This is a genomic window from Arenibacter aquaticus (assembly GCF_003957295.1).
In the GTDB taxonomy this organism is placed as follows: Bacteria; Bacteroidota; Bacteroidia; order Flavobacteriales; family Flavobacteriaceae; genus Arenibacter; species Arenibacter aquaticus.
In genome coordinates this window covers 757,641-782,870 of sequence record NZ_RQPJ01000021.1, presented here as the reverse complement: position 1 = coordinate 782,870, position 25,230 = coordinate 757,641, and the positions used below count along the sequence as shown (strand labels likewise).

General features: G+C 38.9%; 18 protein-coding genes. 8 read left to right on the top strand and 10 right to left on the bottom strand.

From position 1 onward, the window contains the following. Position 1: 1 nt before the first annotated feature. From EHW67_RS19095 to EHW67_RS20600, 3 genes are all read right to left on the bottom strand, one after another. Positions 2 to 1,654 carry a hypothetical protein gene (locus tag EHW67_RS19095; protein ID WP_126163975.1) on the bottom strand — a complete coding sequence of 551 codons (1,653 nt, stop codon included), beginning with the start codon at positions 1,652 to 1,654 and terminating at the stop codon, positions 2 to 4. Between the two features lie 181 nt (positions 1,655 to 1,835). Then, on the bottom strand, positions 1,836 to 2,201 hold the full coding sequence (locus EHW67_RS19090; RefSeq protein WP_126163974.1) for a DUF2200 domain-containing protein: 366 nt from the start codon (positions 2,199 to 2,201) through the stop codon (positions 1,836 to 1,838). 243 nt (positions 2,202 to 2,444) lie between these two features. Further along, entirely contained in the window at positions 2,445 to 2,690 is a 246-nt protein-coding gene (locus EHW67_RS20600; protein WP_202912015.1) for a hypothetical protein, read from the bottom strand. Between the two features lie 271 nt (positions 2,691 to 2,961). Here EHW67_RS20600 and EHW67_RS19080 point away from each other — a divergent pair, with 271 nt between their 5' ends. The 3 genes from EHW67_RS19080 to EHW67_RS19070 all read left to right on the top strand — a co-directional run bounded on the left by EHW67_RS19080 (position 2,962) and on the right by EHW67_RS19070 (position 6,442). Further along, entirely contained in the window at positions 2,962 to 3,639 is a 678-nt protein-coding gene (locus EHW67_RS19080; RefSeq protein WP_126163973.1) for a class I SAM-dependent methyltransferase, read from the top strand. Between the two features lie 152 nt (positions 3,640 to 3,791). After that, positions 3,792 to 4,628: a universal stress protein gene (locus EHW67_RS19075; RefSeq protein WP_158285150.1), complete on the top strand. Its 837-nt coding sequence runs from the start codon at positions 3,792 to 3,794 to the stop codon at positions 4,626 to 4,628. Positions 4,629 to 5,122: 494 nt separating this feature from the next. Then, on the top strand, positions 5,123 to 6,442 hold the full coding sequence (locus tag EHW67_RS19070) for an alpha/beta hydrolase family protein (RefSeq protein WP_202912014.1): 1,320 nt from the start codon (positions 5,123 to 5,125) through the stop codon (positions 6,440 to 6,442). Between the two features lie 247 nt (positions 6,443 to 6,689). Here the strand turns inward: EHW67_RS19070 and EHW67_RS19065 are convergent, their stop codons facing one another. The 4 genes from EHW67_RS19065 to EHW67_RS19050 all read right to left on the bottom strand — a co-directional run bounded on the left by EHW67_RS19065 (position 6,690) and on the right by EHW67_RS19050 (position 10,989). Beyond that, a complete protein-coding gene (locus tag EHW67_RS19065; RefSeq protein ID WP_126163971.1) occupies positions 6,690 to 7,715 on the bottom strand; it encodes a metallophosphoesterase family protein in 1,026 nt (341 codons plus the stop codon). A gap of 551 nt (positions 7,716 to 8,266) precedes the next feature. Further along, positions 8,267 to 8,557 carry a hypothetical protein gene (locus tag EHW67_RS19060; protein WP_126163970.1) on the bottom strand — a complete coding sequence of 97 codons (291 nt, stop codon included), beginning with the start codon at positions 8,555 to 8,557 and terminating at the stop codon, positions 8,267 to 8,269. A gap of 317 nt (positions 8,558 to 8,874) precedes the next feature. Continuing rightward, complete coding sequence (locus EHW67_RS19055) at positions 8,875 to 10,209, bottom strand: sulfatase family protein (RefSeq protein ID WP_126163969.1); 1,335 nt, start codon at positions 10,207 to 10,209, stop codon at positions 8,875 to 8,877. 78 nt (positions 10,210 to 10,287) lie between these two features. Beyond that, positions 10,288 to 10,989, bottom strand: coding sequence for a hypothetical protein (locus tag EHW67_RS19050; RefSeq protein ID WP_126163968.1), 702 nt, complete (start codon positions 10,987 to 10,989; stop codon positions 10,288 to 10,290). Positions 10,990 to 11,826: 837 nt separating this feature from the next. Here EHW67_RS19050 and EHW67_RS19045 point away from each other — a divergent pair. Together EHW67_RS19045 and EHW67_RS19040 are read left to right on the top strand one after the other, a co-directional pair. Continuing rightward, the gene (locus EHW67_RS19045) at positions 11,827 to 12,651 is read left to right on the top strand and encodes a universal stress protein (RefSeq protein ID WP_126163967.1); all 825 of its coding nucleotides are present in this window, start codon (positions 11,827 to 11,829) and stop codon (positions 12,649 to 12,651) included. Positions 12,652 to 12,922: 271 nt separating this feature from the next. Then, on the top strand, positions 12,923 to 14,206 hold the full coding sequence (locus tag EHW67_RS19040) for a cation:proton antiporter (protein WP_126163966.1): 1,284 nt from the start codon (positions 12,923 to 12,925) through the stop codon (positions 14,204 to 14,206). Positions 14,207 to 14,486: 280 nt separating this feature from the next. Here the strand turns inward: EHW67_RS19040 and EHW67_RS19035 are convergent, their stop codons facing one another. Continuing rightward, the gene (locus EHW67_RS19035) at positions 14,487 to 16,541 is read right to left on the bottom strand and encodes a YHYH protein (RefSeq protein WP_126163965.1); all 2,055 of its coding nucleotides are present in this window, start codon (positions 16,539 to 16,541) and stop codon (positions 14,487 to 14,489) included. A 224-nt stretch (positions 16,542 to 16,765) separates the two neighbouring features. Between EHW67_RS19035 and EHW67_RS19030 the strand changes: the two genes are divergently transcribed. Further along, positions 16,766 to 18,355 carry a sulfatase family protein gene (locus EHW67_RS19030; RefSeq protein WP_126163964.1) on the top strand — a complete coding sequence of 530 codons (1,590 nt, stop codon included), beginning with the start codon at positions 16,766 to 16,768 and terminating at the stop codon, positions 18,353 to 18,355. A gap of 12 nt (positions 18,356 to 18,367) precedes the next feature. On the opposite strand, the gene EHW67_RS19025 is transcribed toward EHW67_RS19030, so the two are convergent. Then, positions 18,368 to 19,342: an MBL fold metallo-hydrolase gene (locus EHW67_RS19025; RefSeq protein WP_126163963.1), complete on the bottom strand. Its 975-nt coding sequence runs from the start codon at positions 19,340 to 19,342 to the stop codon at positions 18,368 to 18,370. Between the two features lie 317 nt (positions 19,343 to 19,659). Further along, the gene (locus EHW67_RS19020) at positions 19,660 to 20,235 is read right to left on the bottom strand and encodes an RNA polymerase sigma factor (RefSeq protein WP_158285149.1); all 576 of its coding nucleotides are present in this window, start codon (positions 20,233 to 20,235) and stop codon (positions 19,660 to 19,662) included. A 134-nt stretch (positions 20,236 to 20,369) separates the two neighbouring features. On the opposite strand from EHW67_RS19020, the gene EHW67_RS19015 reads away from it, so the two are divergent. After that, positions 20,370 to 21,536, top strand: a complete 1,167-nt coding sequence (locus tag EHW67_RS19015; RefSeq protein WP_126163961.1) for a FecR family protein — start codon at positions 20,370 to 20,372, stop codon at positions 21,534 to 21,536. A gap of 139 nt (positions 21,537 to 21,675) precedes the next feature. Then, positions 21,676 to 25,227 (top strand): TonB-dependent receptor, encoded by a 3,552-nt coding sequence (locus EHW67_RS19010; protein ID WP_202912013.1) that lies wholly within the window; start codon positions 21,676 to 21,678, stop codon positions 25,225 to 25,227. Positions 25,228 to 25,230 lie beyond the last annotated feature (3 nt).

The window sequence follows — 25,230 nt, the reverse complement described above, 5'->3', positions numbered from 1 at the left end:
GCTATTTGGTATACACCTCTACATCCTTGAACATAAAGGGATTATTGCTAAGCCTTAGTTCATTGCCACTGGAAGTACTTACATTCTTTAGTACAATCTTGGTATTTCGGACATAGGGAAAGGTTTCTTGGTACGAATCATTGGTCCATTCTTTATTAAAATCTTTAATGATTGCCGGACCTTGGTAGTCTTCAGGATGATTGGAATCATCTATATGTAGGTCTTCTATGATAATCTTTTTAGGCATGTAACAGGTGTAACCAAAATTATGCTTACCGGAATAAGAGCCGCTTATAAGACTGGGATTGCTAGATCTACCGTCCGAAGGAACAAAAACACAGTTACGAATAATAATATCTCCTTGCCAGGTACTGCCGTAATCGGGACGTAGGTTTACAAGGCTATTGCCACGGATGGTACTATTTACAATGGTTAAGACCCCACTGCCTATGGCATTGATTCCCATATGCCCTAGCGTGGAATTACGAATAGTGGCATTGGCAACCCCTTTATGGGCATCAAAGCGCGAAAAAGTACAATTGTCATAAACAAGATTTTTGGAGTAATTGGAGCTGAGGATGCCCCAATAGGTCCTGTCGTTGATATCGTTGGTCTGACTGCAGTTTACGAATGAGACATTTAGGGCACTGTTAACAACGGCATCATAAGAACCCATGGACACAGGTTTCCCTGCAGATCCAATGGTCTTATAGGTCTTATGTCCCGTTAGGAGAGTGTTCTTTACTGTTACATAGGCACAGTCGCGGATATTGATAAAACCGCCATAGGGAGCGCCCTGATCTCCTTCGCCAATGACCCGGTGTTCCAGATTTTCCACCACCACATTGGAACGCCTAACAGCTATATTTCTACTGTAATAGTTGTATTTGGATTGCTCTTTATTGGCAATGGTGGTGAAACGGCCACCGCTAATAGTTAGGGTAGTCTGGTCCAAGGGCAATGCCATAGCCTCCGTAATTTTATCAAAATCCCATATTATTGGGGCGTCCATATCCACATTGCCGTTTTTATCCACTACAAAAATATCGGTTTGTGGAGATCCATTGTTTTGATTAAGTCCATAACGTATATAGTGCTTTACATTAGAATTGGTCACCGTAACCAGACAGGGCTGGGGCAAGGAAATATCAATTTTTTCTTGATTTCTTTTGAGCGAAGCTATCCCTGTAAGTTTAAAGGGTTGCTGACTGGAACTGACCAGGAATATAGAAGCAGTTCTATTTTGTACCTCCGTATCGTCTATAATAAAAGCGGCTGTGCCAAAATCGGTATCGGTTTCAACAATGGCCGTACGCTCGTTGCCTCCTATATAGTAGGTGTACCCCTCATCGGCTTTTACCTTAAGACCATGTAGGTTGGCAAAGGCATGGGTAGCAGCAATGGCATCCATATCATTGGTTTCTCCGTCACCAAGGGCCCCAAACTCACTGTAACGAACAAATCCCTTGTTCTTATGGTCAACCACATCCTTTGGGGTGACATTAACCAATAGCTTCCCATTTTTATGGGTAAATATCTTTGTTTTATCCTTTTTGGAAGTAACTACAATTGTTGAAGATTGACCATTTTTCTGACCATGGGAAAATGATATACAGGACAGACAGACAATGAGTGAAAAAAGATATTTTATCATAGATGCATGCTTTATGGCATGAATTTAAGTAATTCCAAATAAAATTATTAAATATGAAGCATATTATTGGTTTTTTAGGTAAATCGATAAATTTTAATTTATCAACTAGCAGTATCCAATGATACGCTATGGCTTTACTCTAGGAGTAACAGACTGGTATGAATAATATGGTAATTTGTTTTTACCCCTGTCTTAGAATCTTCTCCATTTTCCTGCCTTTGGCCAATTCGTCTACCAATTTGTCTAAATACCGTACTTGTTGGGTGAGTGGATTTTCTATTTCTTCTATTCGATAACCACAAATTACCCCTTTGATTTGGTTGGCATTTGGGTTGAGTTTGGCCCCTTTGAAAAATGTTTCAAAAGTGGCTTTGCTGTTGATTTGTTCTTGCAGATCACTTTCATCATAGCCCGTTAGCCAATGTATTACTTTATGTAGTTCTTCTTCCGTTCGGCCTTTGTCCTTAACCTTTTTAAGATAATGTGGGTATACTGATGCAAAGGTTAGTTTGGCCACTCTGGCGTTATGTTCCGGTGTTGTTTTCATATCATTTCAATCTTAATAACTCTCCTTTTTTTCTTTACTATGTTTTTATAGTCCCCTTGTATTATTACCTATTTTCGGAGCCATCTTTTTGGTTCGGTCTGGTTAATTTGGTTGGTAATGGTATAGAAAATGGAAGCATCTTTAAATTTGCCGCTGTCCTTTATAAGCTTTTCTTCTTCAAAATGGATGCCGCTCCAAAACATAAGCCCAATACCATCCTTTTGCCTACTCGATAATCGATATTTAATTGCTCCGGCGCATGCCCGCCCGTATCCGGTTTGTAGGGGCCTGCCTTTTTAGGAAGACAGGCTTGCCCCATAGTAATTTACAATAACCTACAATGGGATTGCCGTCCAAAAACCAAATTGGGTGGCCGTGCCAAATTTTATTTTCGCCTGCCAGTTCCCTGTCGATCGTAACCACTAGAAGATCGCCTATATCATTGTCCATTACTTCCATATTATTATATAACAGAATTTCTTTCCTCATAGTTGTCTTACTGTATGGTATAGCTTCTTAGCTTCAACAGTAAGAGTGTAGCGCATAGCATTTATAATGCTTATGAAGTTACATAATTGTTTTGATGTATTTATCTTAGCAGCTCTTAAATTTATGGGAAGGACATACCAAATACGATATTGTTATTGGCCATTAAATTTTATCATGTAGCCGTGCGGTGTACTTTTGGTATTTGTAATGGTGTTATATAATAAAACAGATAACTAAACTATTGCTGTTTGTACCATCCAATAAGCTGATTATGGAGCATAAAGAAAATAAAACCCAGAAGATAAAGAAGCCATGGCCAACCAAGGCTGCCATGGAGCAGGTATACGAAATGAGGTTATGGGGTGATGATAATGCTGCGTTCTATTCAGGGGAAGGATCCCATATACCAGAAATAGTAGATCCTTATGTAGCGGTGGTGACATCATTCTTAAAATCGTTTAAAAATCCGCTTAGGGTATGCGATTTAGGTTGTGGGGATTTTAATGTGGGAAAAGAATTGGTGAGGCATACCAAAAAATATATTGGGGTAGATATTGTATCGGAACTTATAGCCTATAATAAACAAAAGTTTAAACAGGAAAATTTGGCATTCCAGTGTTTGGATATGGCTGTAGATGAGCTGCCTTCCGCAGATTGTGCTATAGTAAGACAGGTGCTTCAACATTTATCCAACAATGAAGTGCAGCAAATACTAAAAAAGTTAAGCAATTTTAGATATCTCATTATAACAGAGCACCTGCCCAAAGGCCATTTTATTCCCAATAAGGATATTATTTCTGGTCAGGGAATAAGACTAAAAAAACAAAGTGGCCTGGACCTATTGGCGCCACCATTTAATTTTAAGGTGCAAGAAAAAAAGCAATTATTGCGAAGCATTCCAACGGACGGGAAAGGGGTTATAGAAACTACCCTTTATAAATTATATTAGGAGCCTTTTAAGGCCTTTTTTCATAAAAGGATCCACCTCATTTTTTTTGATTTATCAGCGCATGGACTGTAGTGTTTTGCAACTGCTGTACTGACAATTGTCATAGTTGTTTTTTTAATTAAAAAATATATTTGGATACATACGTTCCAATTATGACACAACGAATACTTTGTCCTACCGATTTTTCAAAAAATGCCCAGAATGCCATTAATTATGCGATGGCATTGCTTAGGGACAAAGCCTGTGTGTTTTATATTCTAAACACCTATGATGTATCGTCTTACTCCATGGAAATTACCTCCGCGGGGGATTTGGAGGCTTCAAGGAAAAAATCCGTTGGCGGATTGAAAATTACTTATGAATTACTGCCGGATGATGCCAAAAACCATAAATTCCGTACCGTATCCGAGTGTGGGAATCTTATAGATACCATGAGAAACATAATTGATGAAAAGGATATAGATATGGTGGTAATGGGCACCAAGGGGGCAACCAATTCCGGACAAAAAACCTATGGCAGTCAGACCGTACTTGCCATGGAAGAGATTCGCAATTGTCCTGTACTTGCCATTCCGGAAAAAACCATCTATAAAGAAATAAGGGAAATTGTTTTCCCAACCAACTACAGAACTATCTACAAAAGGAGGGAGTTCCAGTATTTGGTAGACATAGCCAAAATATCAAACGCATCAATAAAAGTGGTCAAGGTTTTTAAGAAAGAAGAAGACTTGGATTCGGACCAAATAAATAATCAAAACCTATTGAAAGATTATTTTGAAGGATTGGACTATTCCTTTCACAGCCTTTATAATAATGAGGTGCAGACAGCTATTAATGAGTTTATACGGAGTAGGGGAAGTGATATGGTTGCTTTTATCAATAAAAAGCACAGCTTTTTTAGCATGATGTTATCCCGTCCAATGGTAAAGAACCTAGGCTATTATGCCGATATACCCGTATTGGCCTTGCACGACTATAGAAGCAGGTGATGCCTGGCTTGCTGTTCCCGAGCAGTATGTGCGACTTCTCGTCGTCCCGAAAAGGGACTCCGTTGAACTGACTACCGTTGTCCATTCAGGCGGGCGCAGTGGAGCGCTTCTTTTTGTGTTATAAACGTCCAATACCTCTCGACTCCAATCGATGAGACAGTAATATTAGCTTTAATTGATTGTTTATTAGTGAAACTCAATTTTGAGAAGTCAGTAAGACGCACTGAAAATTGAACTAATCCCGCCTTTTTCGGCGGGATCTAGGCTCAATACCTCGACCCTTGGGTGGATTCCTAATATTGGGTTCAGGGCTTGCCCTGAGGTTTAGTACCTTTTATTTGGTATTTGAGTTTTACCCAATACAGGGAGCAGTCTTAGCCATCTAATGTTTAAAAGTGATGAAAGTCAGCTGAGCATTCATCCCCCTAAACCACTCGTAGCCAATAGTTGGAAATAATTGGTAACTTTAAATGTCCCACCAATTATTCTAGAACATGAAAAAATCCAAAAACACGGATGCCGAATCCCAGGATTCCAGAAGGGCCTTTATATCCAAGACCGCGATGGCAACGGTGGGCTTGCCACTCTTGCCCGGCACTATGAGCGCCGCTTTTGATAATATGCTACCATCATCAAAACCAATCCCTATGAATGCAGTACTCCAGAAAAGCCTTATAGGCCCATACGGCCCTTGGTTGGCTTCCCAAATGCCAGATCCGCCTAAATTGTCGTTTCGGAACGACATCTGGTCCAAAATTGAAGATTGGAAACCAAGCGCCCATGCCAAGGCCCAAGAGCAGATAGCAGAGCCTTTGATAAAAGATACCATTGCCGTTACTACTAAAAAGAAATATAGCTACGACGGACTCCATATAGAGAAACTTACATGGCAACTGCCCTACGGAAGACCTGTAGAAGCTATTTTTTTAAAACCCGAAAACAGTACAGGGAAGCTGCCCGCTATTTTGGCCTTGCATGACCATGCCGGTAAAAAATACTTTGGCAAAAGAAAGATCACCAAGACTTCCGATGTTCAGCACCTGCTGATGGAGGCCCACCAAAAAAGCGATTATGGGGGTAGGGCATGGGCCAATGAGATGGCCAAAAGGGGGTATGCCGTTTTGGTACATGATGCCTTTTCCTTTGGTAGCCGGCGGGTGTTCTATGAAGATATGGCCGGTATTGAATGGGGACCGCTGAAAGCGGAGGGGCGTACCGATGAAAATGCTGAAGATGTCAGGAACATAGAAGCCTATAACGAATGGGCCGCCCAGCATGAGCACCTGATGGCCAAGTCCCTTTTGTCTGCTGGCACCTCCTATACGGGTATGGTGTTGGCCGAAGATCGTATTGCCTTGGATATTCTGAGTGCCAGAAAGGACGTGGATGCGGAGCGTATTGGTTGCGGCGGACTCTCGGGCGGGGGACTGCGTACCGTATATTTGGGGGGCATGGATGCTAGGATAAAATGTGCCGTATGCGTAGGGTTTATGACCACATGGAAAGACTTCTTATTGAACAAGGCCTACACCCACACCTGGATGACCTATGCGCCAGGGCTAGCCAATTATCTGGAATTTCCAGAAATTTTGGGGCTGCGGGTACCCCTTCCCACCATGGTACAGAGCAATAACCATGACTCACTGTACACCTTGCCCGAAATGAAAAAAGCCGATGAGATACTCGCTACGGTCTATTCCAAAGCCGGACATCCTGAAAGGTACAGCGGTAAATTCTATGATGGCGGACATAAGTTTGATATACAGATGCAGACCGATGCATTTGATTGGTTTGATACTTGGTTGGGAAAATAGGAAGCTACTATAATTAGTTCCCTGGATCAAAAAGGAAGATTTGATGGACTTCTCTTTTAAATGCAGGAACTTTTGTTGCTCCTCATCTTTTTTAAAATTGTCAAAGTTCTCTTGGGAACTGAATTCCAGAAAAAGGATTTCATGGGGGGCTTCATATTTTTTTAATAATGGATTCCCACCGCTGGTACGAGCAAGATGTTCGCGTCAGCAAGGGGACCGGAAAAGGTGCTCCCAAAGCCAGCATCAATTATAGTATTAAATTTTTATCCTTTTCTTCCAAGGGCAGGAAATTGATATCAAGATAACCTCCACTTGCATTGTCATCAGCAACAATTTGCGGTTTACCTTTGATCATTTCAATAGAGGAACGATGAACATGACCCGTAAAAATCCCTAAAAGATTTTGGGCATTAAAAACCTCTTTATGAAAATCCATTGTGGTTTGGGTATGTCCGCTTTCTGGCCATTTGGGACGTCTCTCCAATTCAAAATTACGATCCGTAGCGGCTCCCCAATTGGGATTGCCGCAACCAAAATAAATTTGCTTTCCTGGAGCGTACATTGGGATGTGTACTAATAAAACCAAAGGTAACCCATCAGCTACTTGTTCCTTAAAAAAGGCCAATTGCTCCTTGTTGACTTCATAAGTTGAATTATCAATGGCCACAAATCTGATCCCCTTGATATCGAAGGCTGCCATCAAGGGATCTTTTCCTTGATACAATGGCAGTAAGCGCTTGTTTATCCATGTTTCACGTAACGACACTAGGCTGCCTGGCATTCCTTCATAGTGCCAATCGTGATTTCCGGCAGTATAAATGAAAGGAATACCGGTAGTTTTTAATTTTGATAACACCCATTCTATGGCCGCCTCGGAAGGAAAGCTAAATATATCGCCAATTAAGGTGATTAAATCGGCATTTATTTCTTTTGCATAGGCAAGCGTTTGCTCAAAGGCCTCCTCGGGATTCGTTTTTTTTCCTGTTTTGAAATGTACGGTTTGGTTGTACGCTTTTGCCATACGATTACTATACTGCTGGTAAGGGGCACCTCTTTCGTCATCTCTGAATAAATGCGTATCCGCTATATGAACTACTTTAATAGACTCTTTAATTACAGTGGCGTAGAAAGACACTTTTTCCTGGTCAACTGTAGTACATACCTTGAGGGGAGTCTTTTTCTTTTTAATCGAGGTATTGGCAAAAGAACTGGTTGTAATTCCAAGCCCCACGAGGGCAGTAGTTGTTCCTTTAAAAAATGAGCGACGTTTCATAAAGTCTGATAATCGTTTTTGGGTTCCTTTGTTTATTCAAAAATAATACCTGCCATAACCTTAAAGGCTATTAGATGGGGACAGGTTTCCTAAAAATAAACTTTTCTTTAAATGGGACATGTTCAATACAAAATTCAAGATAAAACAAAAAAATATTTTACACTTTAGAATTGACAATTTATTTCCAAGCTGGTCTATGGTAGACTTTTGAACTATTTTTGATTTAAGACAAACAATGTATAAAACTTGAATATGGATAGGGTAATAAAAGCGCTCGAATAATTTAGAAAAAATAGTCATAGGCTATATTCCATAGCTTTGACATATAAAATTGGATTCAGCGATTTTATAATCGCTTGAAAGGTTTTTAAAGGCGCTGATGTGCACATGATCCTATTATTCCACCGCTGGCGGGAGCCTGCCTAGTCGTCAGCCAAGCGGCCTGCCTACCTGCCGATAGGTAGGCTAGCACTAGAGGAGGCACGAGCAAGATGCTCGCGCCAGCAAGGGGAGGCAGTACTTTTAATTGGTTTCGTTGATGTTCTGCGATTTTATTTTTTCAGATTTAACTCTTCAATCAGTCTGTTTATCTTTTCATTGGGATCATAAGCTCCCTCGCCATAAGGATAAGTTCCGAACTCCAATTTGTATGTCCTGCCCAAATATAATTCGAACTGGTCTGTATTGATAAAGCCATTATTATAGGCTTGATATAGAACCGAAAAAAAGCCTTTTCTTTTATCTACATCTGTAGAATGGTGGATAACAATCCATAGTGCCATGGCAGCCTCCCCAACGCTGGCGCGAGCGTCGCGCTCGTGCCTTTTTAGTATTCCAGACAACTTCAAAAGAATGGGCGAAAGCAATTGGCACTAAAACTAGTACTTGATTCTAGGAGCATCCCTAAATCAGAAGACTATACAAAGCTACGATTTTGCACAGTGGGCCTAACCATCAAAAAGCAGGGAGACACAGGTAAACACACTGATGATAGTAAGAGCCTGCCTCGCCGTCAGCCAAGCGGCCTGCCTACCTGCCGATAGGTAGGCTCGCACTAGAGGGGGCACGAGCAAGATGCTCGCCCCAGCAAGGGGAGCCTAGGGTTGGGGTTGGTACCGCCAACTAAAATCCAATTTTTGGGGTACATAGTTTATCTGTCTTATTGGAATTCAGTTTCAAATTCTTTCATCAGGTTGGTTAATTCCTCAACAACCTCAGGAAACACATCTATCACATTATTTTTTTCACCTATGTCCGCATCAAGATTATATAGCGATACTGGGAAAACACCATCTTTATCCGTATTCCACCCTATAGATTTTTTAATATGAAGTTTCCATTTCCCCATTCTAACAGCTTCCATTTCCCCGTTTCGGGCATAAAAATAAAAGGGACGTTCCGGTAATTTGGTGGTTTTTGGATCTAAAAGATAATCGCTAATATCCAAGCCATCCAGTTCTAAATCGGCTGGAATTTTGGAACCGGATATTTTTGCCAGTGTTGGAAATAAATCCAAAGTGCTAGTAAATTCACTACTAACTACTCCTTTGGGAATTTTGCCCGGCCATGCTACTATTCCAGGCACCCGCTGACCTCCGTCCCATGTTTCTGCTTTTTTGCCTCTTAGGGGTCTTGCAGAACCAATTCTAGGTCCATTGTCAGATGTGAAAATAAAAATAGTATTATCATAGATTTTCTGTTCTTTCAGTGTTTTTACAATCTGTCCCACACTCCAATCCAATTCCATAATAACATCGCCATATAATCCTTTTTCACTCTTACCTCTAAAAGCAGGCGAAGCGTGTAGGGGAGTATGCGGCATATTTTGGGCAACATACATGAAAAATGGTTTCCCGCCTCTATTTTTTATTTGATCTATGGCCTCTTCTGTATATCTTTTGGTTAGATAGTCCTGGTCAGGACCGCTTTCTATCACTGTTTTGTTTCTATAAAATGGTAGAGGAGGGGATTGAAAATCTATATTCTTATAATAGTAATTGTCCATGTCATTGGAATAGGGCACACCATAAAACATATCAAAACCCTGATTATTTGGCATATATTCCTCTTTATGTCCCAAATGCCATTTCCCAATAATGGAAGTGGTATACCCATTGTTCCTTAGCATTTCTGCCATCGTATATTCGTTCAAGGAAAGTCCACCTTCCGAAAAGGGGAAAAGAACCGCTTCGTGCAGATTGTATCTTTTTGGATAGCGACCTGTTAATAGACCGGCCCTAGAAGGCGTACAAACTGTTGCCGGCACATAAAAATTTGTAAAACGAATCCCGTCTGAGGCTAAACTGTCTAGGTGAGGTGTCTCAAACCCTTCTGCACCATAGCTTCCCACATCCCCATATCCCTGATCATCGGTAAAGAAAATGATAATATTGGGTCTTTTTTTAGAACCGTCAGTAGTAGGCATACATGCTGTAATACTAATAATTATAAGTACTACCAATTTGGATATAAATGGTTTAATCTTACTATGCATTGCAATCTTCTTTTTAGTAATTATTGGTAACAATAGTATTGTTTATAGGTTGTGTTGTGTTTTTTCTTGCCACGCTTTTTAGTGCGGTTTTTTTTTGGGGGAACCGTTTTTAAACACCTTTAGCTTTAATGCTTTTTCAGAATCTTCCAAAATTAAAATTTTATAATCCCTCCATTCTATCGAGGGTTCCTTTCCAACTTGTTTATTTAGCGACATAAACGACACGGTCTTCTGCTCATTTTTTTCTGATAACGAAATATGGTATGTATTGAAGGCATCTGTCTGATTTCCATTTATATCCACAGACGATTCACCAAAATAATCTTCAAACAGAATTGTAAGGTTTCCAATAACCGCTGTCTGCCCTAAATCGATAAACATTGCTTTTCCAAAGTCTAATTCTTTGACAACTAACTCAACCTCTTCTTTATTGATTTTTAAATTAAAGGAATAGTTTTGATATGCCTTGGGGTAGTTTATTTTTTGATCACTACTAGACCTTTCATAATACCAGAGAAAAGTAGAATATCTCCTATTGTCATCAACAATATTTAACTCTAATTGAATATGGGGAGAATGTTCATTTACTGGTTTTGATTGAATAAATAGATTAACAGGTTCTAAGACCAATGTCTCAAATTGGGTACTAGAATTTTTTCCAATTTTTAGTGGTATTACAATGGAATTATCTATCATATTTTTTTCTGATTGAGCATATCCTGGGATTTGAATGAAGACAAGTAGTAGAATTAGTAGCTTATAAATTTCAAAAATTTTCATTATCAGGGGCGTTGTATGGTAGTGTTTATAATCACATTCGCTACTTATATATAAGAGTAATTAACCGTTAAAAGAGCCTATTAAAATTAAAGGTCGATATAAAATAAAGCATTCCTACAGTAGACAATAGATGAATTCCAAAGCCTATATAATTTATAACTTTCACATAGATTTTATTATGAAAACCTATGATGGAGTACAGCGCGAATATTAAAATACAAGCTTCCAAACATATTACAACCAATTCTCTAAATTCTAAGTTAAGTTGTTTTATATTCAGACTATCGATAGCCCAAAAAATAAAGAAACCTATCACAATAACCGCATTTAAGTAGGAAATTAATAAGGTTGTTTTTTGCATTTTATAACCGATGGCAATAGTGGCTAATTGACCAATTAGGATAACAATCATTGCTATGCTTACGTATATATCATTCATAATTATTCATCGGTATTTTTTTATGTTCGTTAAGAAACATAGATTACAACAATTCGCTATAGGTATTAAATATATCTATTTTAAAACTACCATCTCAGCAGACGGTAGCTAATTACTTTTTAGTGGACTATAAATCTGATTATTCCTATAAAATCTGCAGGGGAGTAAAGAAGGTGAGTACTATAACCAAGTGCTCAATTCTAATTTAATCCTCTTTTATTTTACTCTAGCGTGTTCTATTGTTTTTTACGGTTTATTTGAATCTTCTCTTTAGTTCCTTGATATCTATTGGTTATTCAATGGTATTCCGTGCGAATTTTTTTCCAGGGATGACCAATGTCATAGGATAAAATCTTGCCCTAGGATAATTTTAAGGTTCAATCTTAAAACAATATTCGATGAGAATTTTAATACCAACGGATTTTTCTGAGTTATCAAATGTAGCAATCAGGTATGCTGTAGATTTCAGTAAGGATGTGGAAGTAAAGCTTATTTTATTACACGTAATAGATACCAGTGCCCCAGCAAAGGCGAGACTGAGCTCCAATAAACTAAAGGAGGCTATAAAATCCAGTTCCGAGTCGGAAATGAAAAAACTCATAGGATCCATTAAAAAGGATAGTAGTCACAATATTGATATTAGCTACCAAATTACTTCTGGCACCTCCATTGGAAAATATGTAGAGAGCGTAGCCTTAAAAAATGATATAGATATTGTTTGTATTGGCACCAAAGGAGCCAGTGGCTTAAAAAAGATTCTCTTTGGGAGCAATGCTGCCGCAATCATTGAAAACAGTAGTATCCCTGTTCTTACCATTCCCGAATTTGCACGTTATAAAGGAGTAGGTAATATGGTGTATTCCAGTGACCTGTACAATCTAGGCAAAGAGTTGGAACTGGTTGTTCCCTTTGCAAAATTAATGAACTCCAAGCTTCATATTCTACATATAGATAAGAACAATGAGCGTTTTGAAGGCGACATAAAGGACAAAGAAGCAAGTTTGAGAAAAGAGTTTTCTTACCAAAACATAAACTTTAATGAACTTAAAAGTAACTCGGTTATAGAAGGGATCAACAAGTTTGTGGCTGATGTAGATGGGGATATGGTGGTTATGTTTACCCACCACACAAACTTTATAGAAAAGGTATTTCAACAGAGTGTTACCCAAAACACAGCATTTCAAACTAGAATACCCTTATTTACCTTCCAGAAAGAGCAATAATTTATAAAAGACTCCAGCAGATTTGCTATCAATTGATATTATTACAATAGTCTGTCTTTGCTCTAATAAGGATATACGGAGAGGAGAATAGGGGGTAGGGTACAAATCTAGGCATTCACAAGAGGAGGGTTCCATTTTATATGTTGGCAAGTAACATAACTATTTGCTTGGCAATATGGTTTAAAAATCCGCTGTTTTGAATGCCAGTTCTTTTTAAGGAACTACGCAGGTCTTATGTTGTAATTGCAGTGCTAAAGAATAAAAAACGAATATGCATTACCTTAGCGAAAGCCACATCCTACTTTTTATTTTGCAGATTCTTGTACTTCTAGGATTAGCACGAACCCTTGGGGTACTTTGTGAGTCTGTAAAGATTCCTGCCCTGGCGGGTGAAATTCTGGCCGGTGTTCTTTTGGGGCCAACATTGTTTGGACGTATATCGCCAGAATTGCAACATATGCTATTCCCTGATGACGAAACGCAATCCATTATGTTGGAAACTGTTTCTTGGTTGGGGGTATTCTTCCTTTTACTAGCTTCGGGTTTTCATGTAAATGTGGGGCATGCCCTAAAAAGTGGGCGGGCATCCATTCTCATAGGTATTGTTGGGGTATTGTTTCCCATAGCCATTGGTTATCCCATTTTTAGTGCTTTTGATCCTGTATATTGGGGAGCTTCTGCCACTGCCCTCTCATTCCCGCTGTTCTTGTCCGTAGCATGCTCTATTACGGCAATATCCGTGGTGGCACGTGCCTTGGGAGATCTGGGGATCAGCAAAACGCCACAGGCTTCCCTGGCCCTTTCGGCCTGCGCCATTAATGATATTTTTGGGTGGCTGTTGTTTACCTTGGTCATGTCGTTGGTAACGGCCCAGAGCCTTGGATTTGTAGAGCTTGGTGGAAAGGCTTTGCTTGTTATAAGCTTTATCATTATTAGTATTGCCATAGGCTCCAAAGTATTGAGTTTCGCCATAAAGCGTGTTGAAGCTACTTCATTGCCACAGCCCGCAGCAGCACAAACCTTGATTGTAAGTGTTGGATTGCTTTGTGGAGCTATAACACAGTGGATGGGCATTCATGCTATTCTGGGCTTTTTCCTTGCCGGTACTATGGCAGGGAGTGCCAAAAGAGTATCGGATGATCTGCGTAACAGTGTTTCGGACACCTTACACGCCATTTTTGTTCCCTTGTTTTTTGCTACCCTGGGAATTAAAATCGACTTTTTGTTAGGTTTGGAACTATGGCCAACGATAATTTTTTGTTTGGTCGCCATTCTGGGGAAATTTGGAGGTGCTTGGTTAGGAGCAAAAATGGGGAAACAATCCCCACAGGAATCTGTTTTAATGGGATTGATCTTTATCCCAGGAGGGGCCATGGAGATTGTAGTGGCTACACTGGCTATAGAACTGGAACTCATAGGACAAGCCATATTCGTGGCCATTGTGTTTTCGGCCTTGTTGTCCTCCATAATCGCTGGTCCTCTGATAGGAATCCAAGCACGGCGTATGGGGATTGAAAGCAATAAGGACAAAGCTGAATTGGAAAAGGCATCCTAACTGTTTTGTAAGTAGTTGTCCCTCCATAGTTTATGCCGCGTTATATTTTATTTCCTCTATAGTTTTATGGAAGGTGTCTATCGGTTATAGCCAAACTACAAACCTTAAGTTTAAGTATGGATGCCTATAATGCAGCAGCCATTTAGGCAAGTGATATTTGTATGCCATGCCTGTTCCCATTTGGTTGCTGGGATATGGTTAAACCTTTCTACCGTCCATACAGGGGGGGCATTCCAATACTATTTAGGGTAGGGGGCGGCTGCTGAACTGGTAACTATTTTTATCGGCCTCTTCTTGTCATTTCATCCTCTGTGATATAGCCATCATTGTTCTTATCCCTATTCGAAAAGTTTTCTTTTAATCTACCTTTGGCTTCAGATTGTGAAATTTTACCATCCTCATTTGAGTCCATTTTTTCTAGCATATTCAAAAAATTTGGAGGTGTATTTGGAGTCTGATTTGCGATAGGTTTTTGTTGTCTACGTTGGGGGTTATTTTGCCCTTCCTGTGTTTGGATTCTCCTGCCGCCAACTTTAAAATCATTACTTGGTGTTCCCATAAAACATCTACTTGCTGAAGGGAATTCGTCAGAAACCACATAGTAATAGGTTCCGTTTGGAAACTCTGGCGTAACTCCGGTTCTTCCGTTGCACTCGTCTAAATCCCCAAAATTATTTTTATACTCGTAGTCACGTACATATTTACCGGAATAGGTTCCGTTTGGCGCGGAAATACTGTCTCCAGGTCTTTCTCCTTCGCGTAAGGTGTAACTAGACCTTAATTGAACCACCTCACTATTGGCATCCATAGGGTCTTTATATCCCATTTTGTAATACATGGGAAATCCATCTGCTGCCCAACCTACCAAAGTCATTTTATTTTCATCAAAATTGGCAACCAATCCTGTTGGGGTTCCGTGGTAATGGTACTCACCATTGGGCTGAACGTGAGCATTGTTGTAGTCTTCACCTAAGTTTACTTCCTCACTCAAAGGTTCTAGAGTCCATTCGTAGTTGGGTTCATTGGTTTCTGTATTTCTAAAATACTCGTTCGCAGAAGGTTCAAATTTTACACCATTAATGGCTACTCCAAATACATAGCTGGGCCTACCGCTATCAATTCCCAAATCATAAACATAGGTAATCTTGCCTGCCAGTTCCGGAGTTAGATCAACGGTATATACTTTGTCCTGTTCCGCTATTTTATTGGGATTTCCGCGCGTAGGAAATTGACCTACCGTATGGTTGGGAATAGCGTTGGATTTTATAATTCTAACATCATGCTGTTTATTTTCTGTTATGGAAACCTTATTTTGAAGGGGCAGTTTTTCCTTGGCAAAATTTTTTATTTTTGGTAGATGTTCATTGTTATGGGAGTGGGTTATACCATCATGACTATGAACCTCGTCCACAAGAGGTACTACCATCAAATCTTTGGCGTATAAAACGTTGCCGATATAATTTTTACGTATTTCAGAAGTTGTAGCCTCTTCATCAACATTGGTGAAGTTGAAATGTGTAAGGACCAAATTTCTAGCATTAGCTTCTTTGGCCATTTGCGAGCTTTCGACTAAATTAACGTGTGCTTTTTGTTTTGTTTGTTTCCCATTTCTATTACGGCCGCTGTTATTATTTCTGTTGTTCCTGCCTTTGAGGGCATTTCTTTTCTTGCCCAATTCAATGGCACCACCGGAATCCATTATTAAATAATCGGCATTATTGGCCAAAATAGGTAAGGATTTAGAGTAAGTTAAATCGCCAGAAATTACGATGGATTCATCACCTACATCAAAACGATAAGCGAGGGTAGCGATAGCATGATTAACAGCTGTATAAGTGATTTTAATATCTCCTATATAGAATGCAGTGTTACCTGTTAAGTTTTTTGCGGTGTAGTTTGAGGTAACATCATTTAAACTCCTTCCTGATTTTGATAGTCTATACGCAATGTCTTCTTCATACATGTCAAGGATGTTATCAATTATAGAAGTGGTCTGTTTTGGCCCCGCAAAAAAGGTTTTATTTCCTCCAAGAAGGGATTGAATAAAAATAGGGGCAAATTCCTCATTATGGTCTAAATGATGGTGAGTAAAAAGGAAGCCATCTATGTCTTTAATCCTTGTGTTGTTTTTATTTAGATTGGCCTGGGTGCCATTCCCCATATCTACTAAAATGCGGGTGTTTTTATAAGCTATTAGTACAGACGGACCCGAACGTTGAGTATTAAATTTTGGGGAGCCAGATCCAATTATAGTAGCGGTTAAATGATCATTGTTTTCTTGAGCGAATAGTTGCGTTCCTAAAAACAGTACTAAAAAAACCCAGAGTTTTTGCATTTTAAATCTTTATTTTTTTGACACTAGGACAATTCTTTGTTTAAAAGGTTTAATTTGTGGAGGGAGAAAGAAACAAGATTGAAGTTTACAAGGTTTTGTGAATTGGGTATGGCTTTAATAAATGAGGTTTGAAATTGCATTTCACAATTTAATCTGCTTATAGGGATTAAGGAATAGTATTATTATTTTAACCAAAATAACGACCAAAAATTAATTTTAATAAGATGAAGAATAACTTGAAGTTCCTATCACTATTTCTTATCGGAATCTTTTTGTCCTGCGAATCAAAAAAAGAAAATAAAGAAGCAGACCGCCCTAATATTCTATTTGCCATAGCCGATGATGCATCTTGGAAACACCTTGGTGCTTACGGATGCAATTGGGTAAAGACTCCAGGCTTTGACCGTGTAGCCAAAGAAGGATTACTCTTTAATAATGCCTATACCTCCAATGCTAAATGTGCTCCTTCCAGAGCTTCCATTTTAACAGGTCGAAATAGTTGGCAGTTGGAAGAGGCGGCTAATCACTCTCCAGTATTCCCTAAGAAATTTAAGACCTATGCCGAAGCCTTAGGTGAAAATGGATATTACGTAGGGAGCGTAGCTAAAGGTTGGGCACCCGGAGATCCGGGAGAAATTGATGGAAAAAAGCGTGAGCTAACGGGACCTAAGTTCGATGAGTTTTTAACTATTCCGCCTACTAGCGGTATTTCAAACAATGACTATTCAAAGAATTTTGAAGCATTCCTTGAATCAAAGCCGCAAAATACCCCTTTTTGCTTTTGGTATGGTAGCCAGGAGCCCCATCGTGGTTTCGAATATGGATCAGGTATACATAAAGGAGGAGGTAGATTAAATGAGATTAACGAAGTGCCAACGTTTTGGCCTGATGTGGATTCTATAAGGACCGATATGTTGGATTATGCTTATGAATTGGAATATTTTGATAATCATTTGGAAAGGATGTTGAAGAAGTTGGAGGAAACAGGAGAGTTGGAAAATACCATTGTGATTGTTACCGCGGATAATGGTATGGCATTCCCTCGTATCAAAGGTGACTCCTACGAATATTCCAACCACCTACCTCTGGCCATTATGTGGCCAAAAGGCATAAAGAATCCTGGGCGAGTCATAGATGATTTTATTAATTTTTCCGATTTTGCCCCTACTTATTTGGAACTGGCCGGACTTACCGTAGAACAAGCAGGCATGCAAGAAATGATTGGTAGAAGTTTAACAGATATTTTTTATTCTGAAAAGGAAGGAATGGTCAACCCTGAAAGGAATTATCAGTTAGTGGGAAAGGAAAGGCATGATGTAGGTAGACCCAATGACCAAGGTTACCCTATTCGTGGAATTGTTAAGAATGGGTTCTTATTTTTGAAAAACTTTAAAAAAGAGTGTTGGCCTAAAGGGAATCCGGAGACCGGTTACCTAAATACGGATGGAAGCCCTACCAAAACCTATATTTTGGATACACGCCGTAAAAAAGGGGAAATGAAATACTGGCAATTAAATTTCGGTAAGCGGGAATCAGAGGAACTCTATAATATTGATCTAGACCCATATTGTATTAATAATTTAGCTGATAATAAAGAGTATACAAGTGTAAAAGAAGCGCTAAGGTCAGAAATGTTACTTAAGCTTACAGAACAAGAAGACCCACGTATAGTTGGGGAGGGTGATGTTTTTGATAATTATAAATATTCGGGAGCCGTACAAAATTTCTACAATCGTTATATGTCAGGGGAATCAGTCCCTGCTGGATGGGTAAATGAAAGTGACTTTGAAGAAGAATTCGAAATGAGTGAATAATTTCTCCTATGCTTATAAATCAAACACATCATTAATTCTTGCAATGTTAAACCCTTGATCTAAAACATATTTAAATTCATCGCTATTTGGGTTTATAACAGGGTTGGTATGGTTGAAATGGATAAAAATCACTTTTTTTCTTTCATTGGAATCCAGTGTTTTAAACATTTCCATGCTTTCAATAATAAAAGGATGTGGAATTTGGGATATATCGCGATTATCAATTTCTTTCCCACTATAAAAAGTAGCATCTAAAAAGGCATAATCTACTTTTTTAATTTCCTCAATAATGTTTTTATCCCACTTATTCCATTTGTCAATGTCCGGTATAAACAATGCGGACTTATTGGGTCCTTTAATTTTATATCCCACCGTTTCAGAGTATTCATCCCTATGGGGTACTAAAAAAGGTGTAACGATTGCATTTTTAGTAAGATTAATTGATTCTTCGTTTTTAAGTTGCGTTAGGGAAATATTATTATTTGAAACCAGTTGGCTCCAAGGACCATTTGTCTCTAGGTAGGTCTTCATTTTAGGCATAGCAAAAACCTTCACATTGTTCGCATTTGTTGCTTCTTTTCCTAGATACATTAATCCAGCATAATGGCCAATGTGCGCATGGGTCAAGAAAATGCCATTGACCATTTCGTTTTTGTTTTGAATACTATCCATTTGCAGCGATTTCATTTGTCGTGATATATTGGGAGTTGCTTCAAATAGATATTTTTTGCTGTAGTGATTATCTACCAATCCCAATGAAACAACTTGTTTATCCTTATCGGGATTGATAAATAAATCACTACAACATTCTTTTTTACAGCCTATATGGGGAGCTCCGGCGTCTTGTATGGTTCCAAGCACAATTAGGGATGTACTATTTTTATGTAGTAGCTGATTCGTCTTTAATTTAGAAGTTTTTTTGGATGATTGATTGTCAGCACAAGAATAGAGGGAGAAAATTACTAGAAAAATATAATACAGTTTCATTTTATTTCTGAATTAATGATAAGATGTAGGCTGGGACTTAGGTTGGAAAATTAAGACGGTATAAAAGTAATGATTTTTACCTTTTTTAAAAGGCCAGGACCTAGGTATAAAGACCTATGGTGGTTGCTTGGCGCCCTTGATAAACTCTATCTGAAGAGCCAATATTATAACTACCAACTGTTTACACAATCTAAGCTGTTTTTGGGGTAAAAGGGGAGGATCCGATAAATACTTTATTTTTAATGCGACAGCCTTATTGGGGGTAATGAAAAAGTAATTTAGAAATCCTTGTACTGTGCTTTACCAAAAATAAGGCCCTAAATTTTAAAGTTTAAGAATGCCAGCACCAAACTATTTTTTTTCTCCTTGAGCCATTTTTTGATGCTTTGGGTAGCGCGACTAATATGCTTTTCCACGGCTTTTTCCGAAATTTCTAATTGGGCTGCTATTTCCTTGTGCTTATATCCAGCTTTTTTACTGAGTAAAAAGACTTCTTTGTTTTTCTTTGGAAGTTGATCTATGGCCAATTCCAGTAGTTTCATTTTTTCTTCCAAAAGGCTTTCATCCATATCCTCAAATTCCATTATGGTGTTATTTTTTAAATCTGCCAATGCTACCTCTTCCTTTTTTATTTTACGGTATTCTTTGAGAAAAGTATTGTAGACTGATCTATATAGATAGCTCTTTAATGAAGTTCTAATATTGAGGGTATCCCTTTTAATCCAAATTTTTACCAAGGTCTGTTGTACTATGTCCTCTGCTCGATCCTGATTCTTTGTTAAATTATAGCAATACAGGACCAGGCCTGAATAATACAAATCATACAGATTTTTATAGGCCTTGTCGTCTCCGTCCTTCAGGCTTTCCAGAAAAAAAGTGTCTTTATTATGCAAAATTAGAATTGGGTTAGTTGGTAGTTAATCTAAGTAAAGTTGATAATTATTTAGTGAAATATAAAAAAAAGTTAAGAATTATGTAGGGATTATTAAAAAATAGGGGTCTTACTTATGTAATTGATAATGAAAATATGGAAAAGAGTACATTGAAACGGCTTGTTCAGGATTACTTGGATGGAAAAATAGGGGAAGAACAAATGTATGATGATATTCAGGCTTATTCCCTAGAAGAGGTGAAGCAATGTTTTTCAGATGCCATGGAAATGGATTATCTATTATCCAAGAAATATTTAAAAGTAGAACAAGAAGTTGCTTATAGGGACTTTCTGGAGCAAATTAAATTACACAATGCTAATGTCCATGAACCTAAAATTGGTGGTATCCGAACATTATGGAAATATGCTGCAATCTTTATTGGTGTGGTCGGATTGGGATTGGCGCTTACTTTCCTGTCAAAGTCCAACAGCGGACAGGAAAATATAATTATAGCCAATGAAGAAGTAAATCTGCATTTAGGGAATGGTAAGTTGGAGGTCATCAAGGAGAAAGGGAGTGCCAACATTATGGATAATGATGGTAATGTGATTGCGGTGCAATCAGGTGATAAGATTAAGTATAAGTCAACCGTTAAACCTGAATCAATACGAATTAATGAGTTAAATGTACCCTATGGAAAGAAATTCCAACTGGAACTGGCTGATGGTACCATTGTGTATGTTAATTCAGGATCGGTTTTAAGATACCCTACCAGTTTCGCTACAAGTGACAATAGACAGGTATCCCTAAAGGGAGAGGCTTTTTTTAAGGTGGCAGAGGATAAAGAACATCCATTTATAGTTAACTCGGGATCTGTTAACGTACGGGTGCTGGGTACGGAATTTAATGTTTCCGCTTATGATGAGGATTTGGAAGCCAGTACGGTACTGGTTTCGGGCAGTGTACAATTATACGATTCCTTGTCTGTAAACAAGGAAAAATCAAACGTTCAGCTCTTACCTGGTGAAAGGGGGACGTGGAGAAAAGATCATCAGAGTTTTAGAACAGATATGGTAGATACCTCCATTTATACTTCATGGGTGGAAGGGAAACTAATTTTTAGGGATATGCCATTTAAACAAATCCGAAAGCAATTGGAAAGACGTTACAATGTGACCATTGTGAATAAGGATACGGTTTTAGACAATAATACCTTTAGTGCCAATTTTGAGGAAGAAAGTATAGAAGAGATACTGGAAATCCTAGATAGAACCTACGGAATAGAATATACCGTAATAAATAATAAAATAATTATAAAATAAACCAACGTTGCCTATGACATAAAAACCATAAAAGTTTTAGTAGGCCAACCCATAAAAAAATCGGAAAATGCTCGTAACATTTCCCGACTTAAAGGTTTGGTCAAAAAAAGAGTAACCATTTAATAACCATAACAAAAGTATGAAAAACCTGATTAATATCGGGAGTGTACCTATATGCACTCTAAAGTGGGATCTTAAAATGAAACTGACCACCTTTTTTCTCTTAGTTTGTATGCTGCAGATCAATGCCACTACTTATTCCCAAAAAACTAGGATATCCCTTGATATGAACGATGTACAGTTAAGTGAGGTACTTAACAAAATCGAGACTATCTCTGAGTTTAAATTTTTTGTGGACACCCAGAAAATAGATGTAAAAAGAGAAGTAAATATTAAGGCGAATAAGGAAAAGATTTTTGATATTCTCGATAAGCTTTTTAGTGGAACCAACATTACCTATGAAGTTTATAAAAAGCAAATTTTACTAAAAAAGGTAGAGATTGAACGCAACAAACCAATTTTTGTAGGTCCAGGTCAAAGTTATTTTGAAATTATAAAATTGCAGGAGACCATTACGGGTACCATCACCGATGAGAACGGAATGCCGTTGGCTGGTGCCAACATACTGGAAAAAGGGACGACCAATGGTACTCAGGCCGATTTTGACGGGAATTTTTCCATAAACGTGGAGGACGGAAACGCTATTTTGGTGATTACTTATATAGGGTTTGCCACTAAGGAGGTGCCTATTAACGGTCAAAGTTCCATTAATATTGTATTGGAAGAAAATGCGGCTGGCTTGGATGAAGTGGTAGTTATGGGTTTTGGTACCCAAAAGAAAGAAGCCGTTGTAGGGGCCATGACTTCTATTACGCCATCAGAACTTAAGATTCCATCAAGTAATTTAACAACCGCTCTTGCAGGAAGAATTTCGGGAATGGTCTCTTATCAGACCAGTGGCGAACCGGGCGCGGACAATGCCCAGTTTTTTGTCCGGGGAGTGGCTTCCTTTAATGGCCAGAACGGCCCGTTGATTTTAATAGATGGGGTAGAACTAACTGTAGACGATCTAGCTAGGTTACAGCCAGATGACATACAAAGTTTTTCCGTACTTAAGGACCCTACAACTACGGCGATTTATGGAGCTCGTGGAGCCAATGGAATAATTTTGGTCACTACAAAAACGGGAGTAAAAGGAAAAGTAGCCGTCAATCTAAGATATGAGAATGCCTACAGTTCACCTGTTTCGGTAGTAGACCTTGCCGATCCTGTTACCCATATGAGATTGCAGAATGAAGCGGATAGGACTAGAGGGCTTTTTCCAACTTTTACGGAGGAAAAAATTGCAGGTACCGCTAGAGGAGGCAATCCAAATATTTATCCCGCTGTTGACTGGTTCGATAAATTATTTCAGGATTGGGCCGGTTCACGACGTATAAATCTCAATGTAAGAGGTGGTGGTGATAAGGTACGATATTATGTTGCGGGGGCACTGAATTCAGATGATGGACTGCTTAAGGTAGATGACACCAATAGCTTCACCAATAATATCAAATTGAATCAATATGTACTACGTTCAAATATAAATATCGACCTGCACGAGAACACTGAAATGATTGTCAGGCTTCATTCAACAATTGATGATTATAGAGGTCCTCTACAAGGAGGAAATGCCATTTACAACGCTGCAGTACGGACCAGTCCTGTTCGATTTCCTGCTGTTCTAGAGCCTGACGATGCATTACAGGGAGTTCCTCATATAACATTCGGAAACGACTTGGGGCCAAGACAAAGCAGTAACCGTGACAACGGGGCCGTTTGGTATAATCCGTACGCCGAATTACAACGGGGATATCGCGATTATAGACGTCAACTATCATTGGTTCAATTGGAGTTCAAACAAGACCTAAATTCTATATTGGAGGGACTTTCTGCTCGGTTTTTAGGTAATGCCAACACCACTTCTTCATTCGAGAACAGAAGGTCCTATAAACCCTATTTTTATCGGGTTTCAACTTTTGATTCAAATACAGAGGAATACACCTTAACGAGAACTTCGGAAGGCGATGAATCATTGGAATTGGATCCGGATCACAAAGCCGTTAACAATTCAGTGCTATATATGGAGCTCGCTGCAGATTATCACAAAATCTTTGCTGAGAAACATACTGTTTCAGGACTTCTGGCTTTTACCGCACGAGAGTTTTTGGATGGGAATGCCAATACGGTTCAACTTTCCTTACCGAGTAGAAATCTTACGTTGGCGGGCAGGTTTAATTATGATTATGATAACCGATACTTTATAGAGACCAATTTTGGATATAATGGATCGGAAAGGTTTGCGAAAGAGAATCGATTTGGTTTTTTCCCTTCCTTCGGGGTTGGCTGGCTAGTGTCCAATGAAAAATTCTTTAAATCCGAATCCATTTCCAGGCTTAAATTTAGAGCTTCCTACGGTTGGGTAGGTAATGATCAAATAGGAAATACCCGGAACGATCGCTTTTTCTATCTCTCTGAGGTCGATATCAATAATAGCAGTCGTGGTTATACCTTCGGACGCGATTTAAACCAAGGTATCAACGGCGTCTCCATTAGCAGGTATGCAAATCCTTTGGTTACATGGGAAACTGCACGGAAACTCAACATAGGGGTAGATCTAAACCTGTTCAATGATGCCGTGCAGTTCAGGGCAGATGTATTTCAGGACAACAGATCAAATATCTTGCAGACCAGATCGGACATCCCTACAACTTTAGGTTTACAATCCGTAATTCAGACAAATGTTGGAGAAGTGAAGTTGCAAGGGGTAGATGCTTCCTTGGACATAAATCATTCCTTTAACGAAAACTTTTGGTTACAGGGGCGTGCTACCTTTGTTTATACGGATAATGAGTTCACGGTTTTTGAAGAACCAAACTATGCTGAAATTGGAGCTCCTTGGCGTTCCAATATTGGCAACAATGTAAGCACCAGACAGGGTTATATTGCCGAGCGTTTATTTGTAGATGATGAAGAAGCTAGAAATTCACCGGTCCAATTTGGCACCCCAGGAATCGACTATGGTGGTGGGGATATTAAGTATAAAGATCTTAATGGGGATAATATAATCACTTCTCTGGATCAAGCAGCTATAGGCAAGCCAGATGTGCCTAAAATAACCTATGGTTTCGGACTTTCCGCTGGGTACAAACGCTTTGATATTAGTATGTTCTTCCAGGGTCTTGCTGAAACATCTTTTTTTATTGATCCTTATAGAACAGGACCATTTATTAATAGTGTAGTTGGTTCACAGACTAACCAATCCGGTTTATTAATAGAACCTGGCAATGGCATTCTTTCTGAAAATGGCCTACTACAGGCCTATGCTGACGACCATTGGTCAGAAGACAACAAGAATGTATACGCCTTATGGCCTAGGCTTTCTACAACCCCGATACAAAATAATTTACAAACTAGTACTTGGTGGTTACGGGATGGTTCTTTTATGAGACTGAAACAGGTTGAAATAGGATTTGACCTAGGGAAAGGCTTGGAAGATAAATTAAATATCCAAAAGCTTAGAATGTATGTCACCGGTACAAACCTGATGACTTGGAGTAAATTTAAATTATGGGATCCTGAACTTAAAGGAACAGGTTTAAATTATCCACTTCAAAGAACTATTAATGTTGGTTTTCAACTTGGGTTTTAAGTT

Bases quoted from the DNA above. Each gene is read 5' to 3' on its own strand.
- EHW67_RS19095 (WP_126163975.1), bottom strand. From the start codon at position 1,654: ATGATAAAATATCTTTTTTCACTCATTGTCTGTCTGTCCTGTATATCA.
- EHW67_RS19065 (WP_126163971.1), bottom strand. From the start codon at position 7,715: ATGAAACGTCGCTCATTTTTTAAAGGAACAACTACTGCCCTCGTGGGG.
- EHW67_RS19070 (WP_202912014.1), top strand. From the start codon at position 5,123: ATGAAAAAATCCAAAAACACGGATGCCGAATCCCAGGATTCCAGAAGG.
- EHW67_RS19050 (WP_126163968.1), bottom strand. From the start codon at position 10,989: ATGAAAATTTTTGAAATTTATAAGCTACTAATTCTACTACTTGTCTTC.
- EHW67_RS19090 (WP_126163974.1), bottom strand. From the start codon at position 2,201: ATGAAAACAACACCGGAACATAACGCCAGAGTGGCCAAACTAACCTTT.
- EHW67_RS19080 (WP_126163973.1), top strand. From the start codon at position 2,962: ATGGAGCATAAAGAAAATAAAACCCAGAAGATAAAGAAGCCATGGCCA.
- EHW67_RS19030 (WP_126163964.1), top strand. From the start codon at position 16,766: ATGAAGAATAACTTGAAGTTCCTATCACTATTTCTTATCGGAATCTTT.
- EHW67_RS20600 (WP_202912015.1), bottom strand. From the start codon at position 2,690: ATGAGGAAAGAAATTCTGTTATATAATAATATGGAAGTAATGGACAAT.
- EHW67_RS19040 (WP_126163966.1), top strand. From the start codon at position 12,923: ATGCATTACCTTAGCGAAAGCCACATCCTACTTTTTATTTTGCAGATT.
- EHW67_RS19045 (WP_126163967.1), top strand. From the start codon at position 11,827: ATGAGAATTTTAATACCAACGGATTTTTCTGAGTTATCAAATGTAGCA.
- EHW67_RS19025 (WP_126163963.1), bottom strand. From the start codon at position 19,342: ATGAAACTGTATTATATTTTTCTAGTAATTTTCTCCCTCTATTCTTGT.
- EHW67_RS19055 (WP_126163969.1), bottom strand. From the start codon at position 10,209: ATGCATAGTAAGATTAAACCATTTATATCCAAATTGGTAGTACTTATA.
- EHW67_RS19075 (WP_158285150.1), top strand. From the start codon at position 3,792: ATGACACAACGAATACTTTGTCCTACCGATTTTTCAAAAAATGCCCAG.
- EHW67_RS19035 (WP_126163965.1), bottom strand. From the start codon at position 16,541: ATGCAAAAACTCTGGGTTTTTTTAGTACTGTTTTTAGGAACGCAACTA.
- EHW67_RS19010 (WP_202912013.1), top strand. From the start codon at position 21,676: ATGAAAAACCTGATTAATATCGGGAGTGTACCTATATGCACTCTAAAG.
- EHW67_RS19015 (WP_126163961.1), top strand. From the start codon at position 20,370: ATGGAAAAGAGTACATTGAAACGGCTTGTTCAGGATTACTTGGATGGA.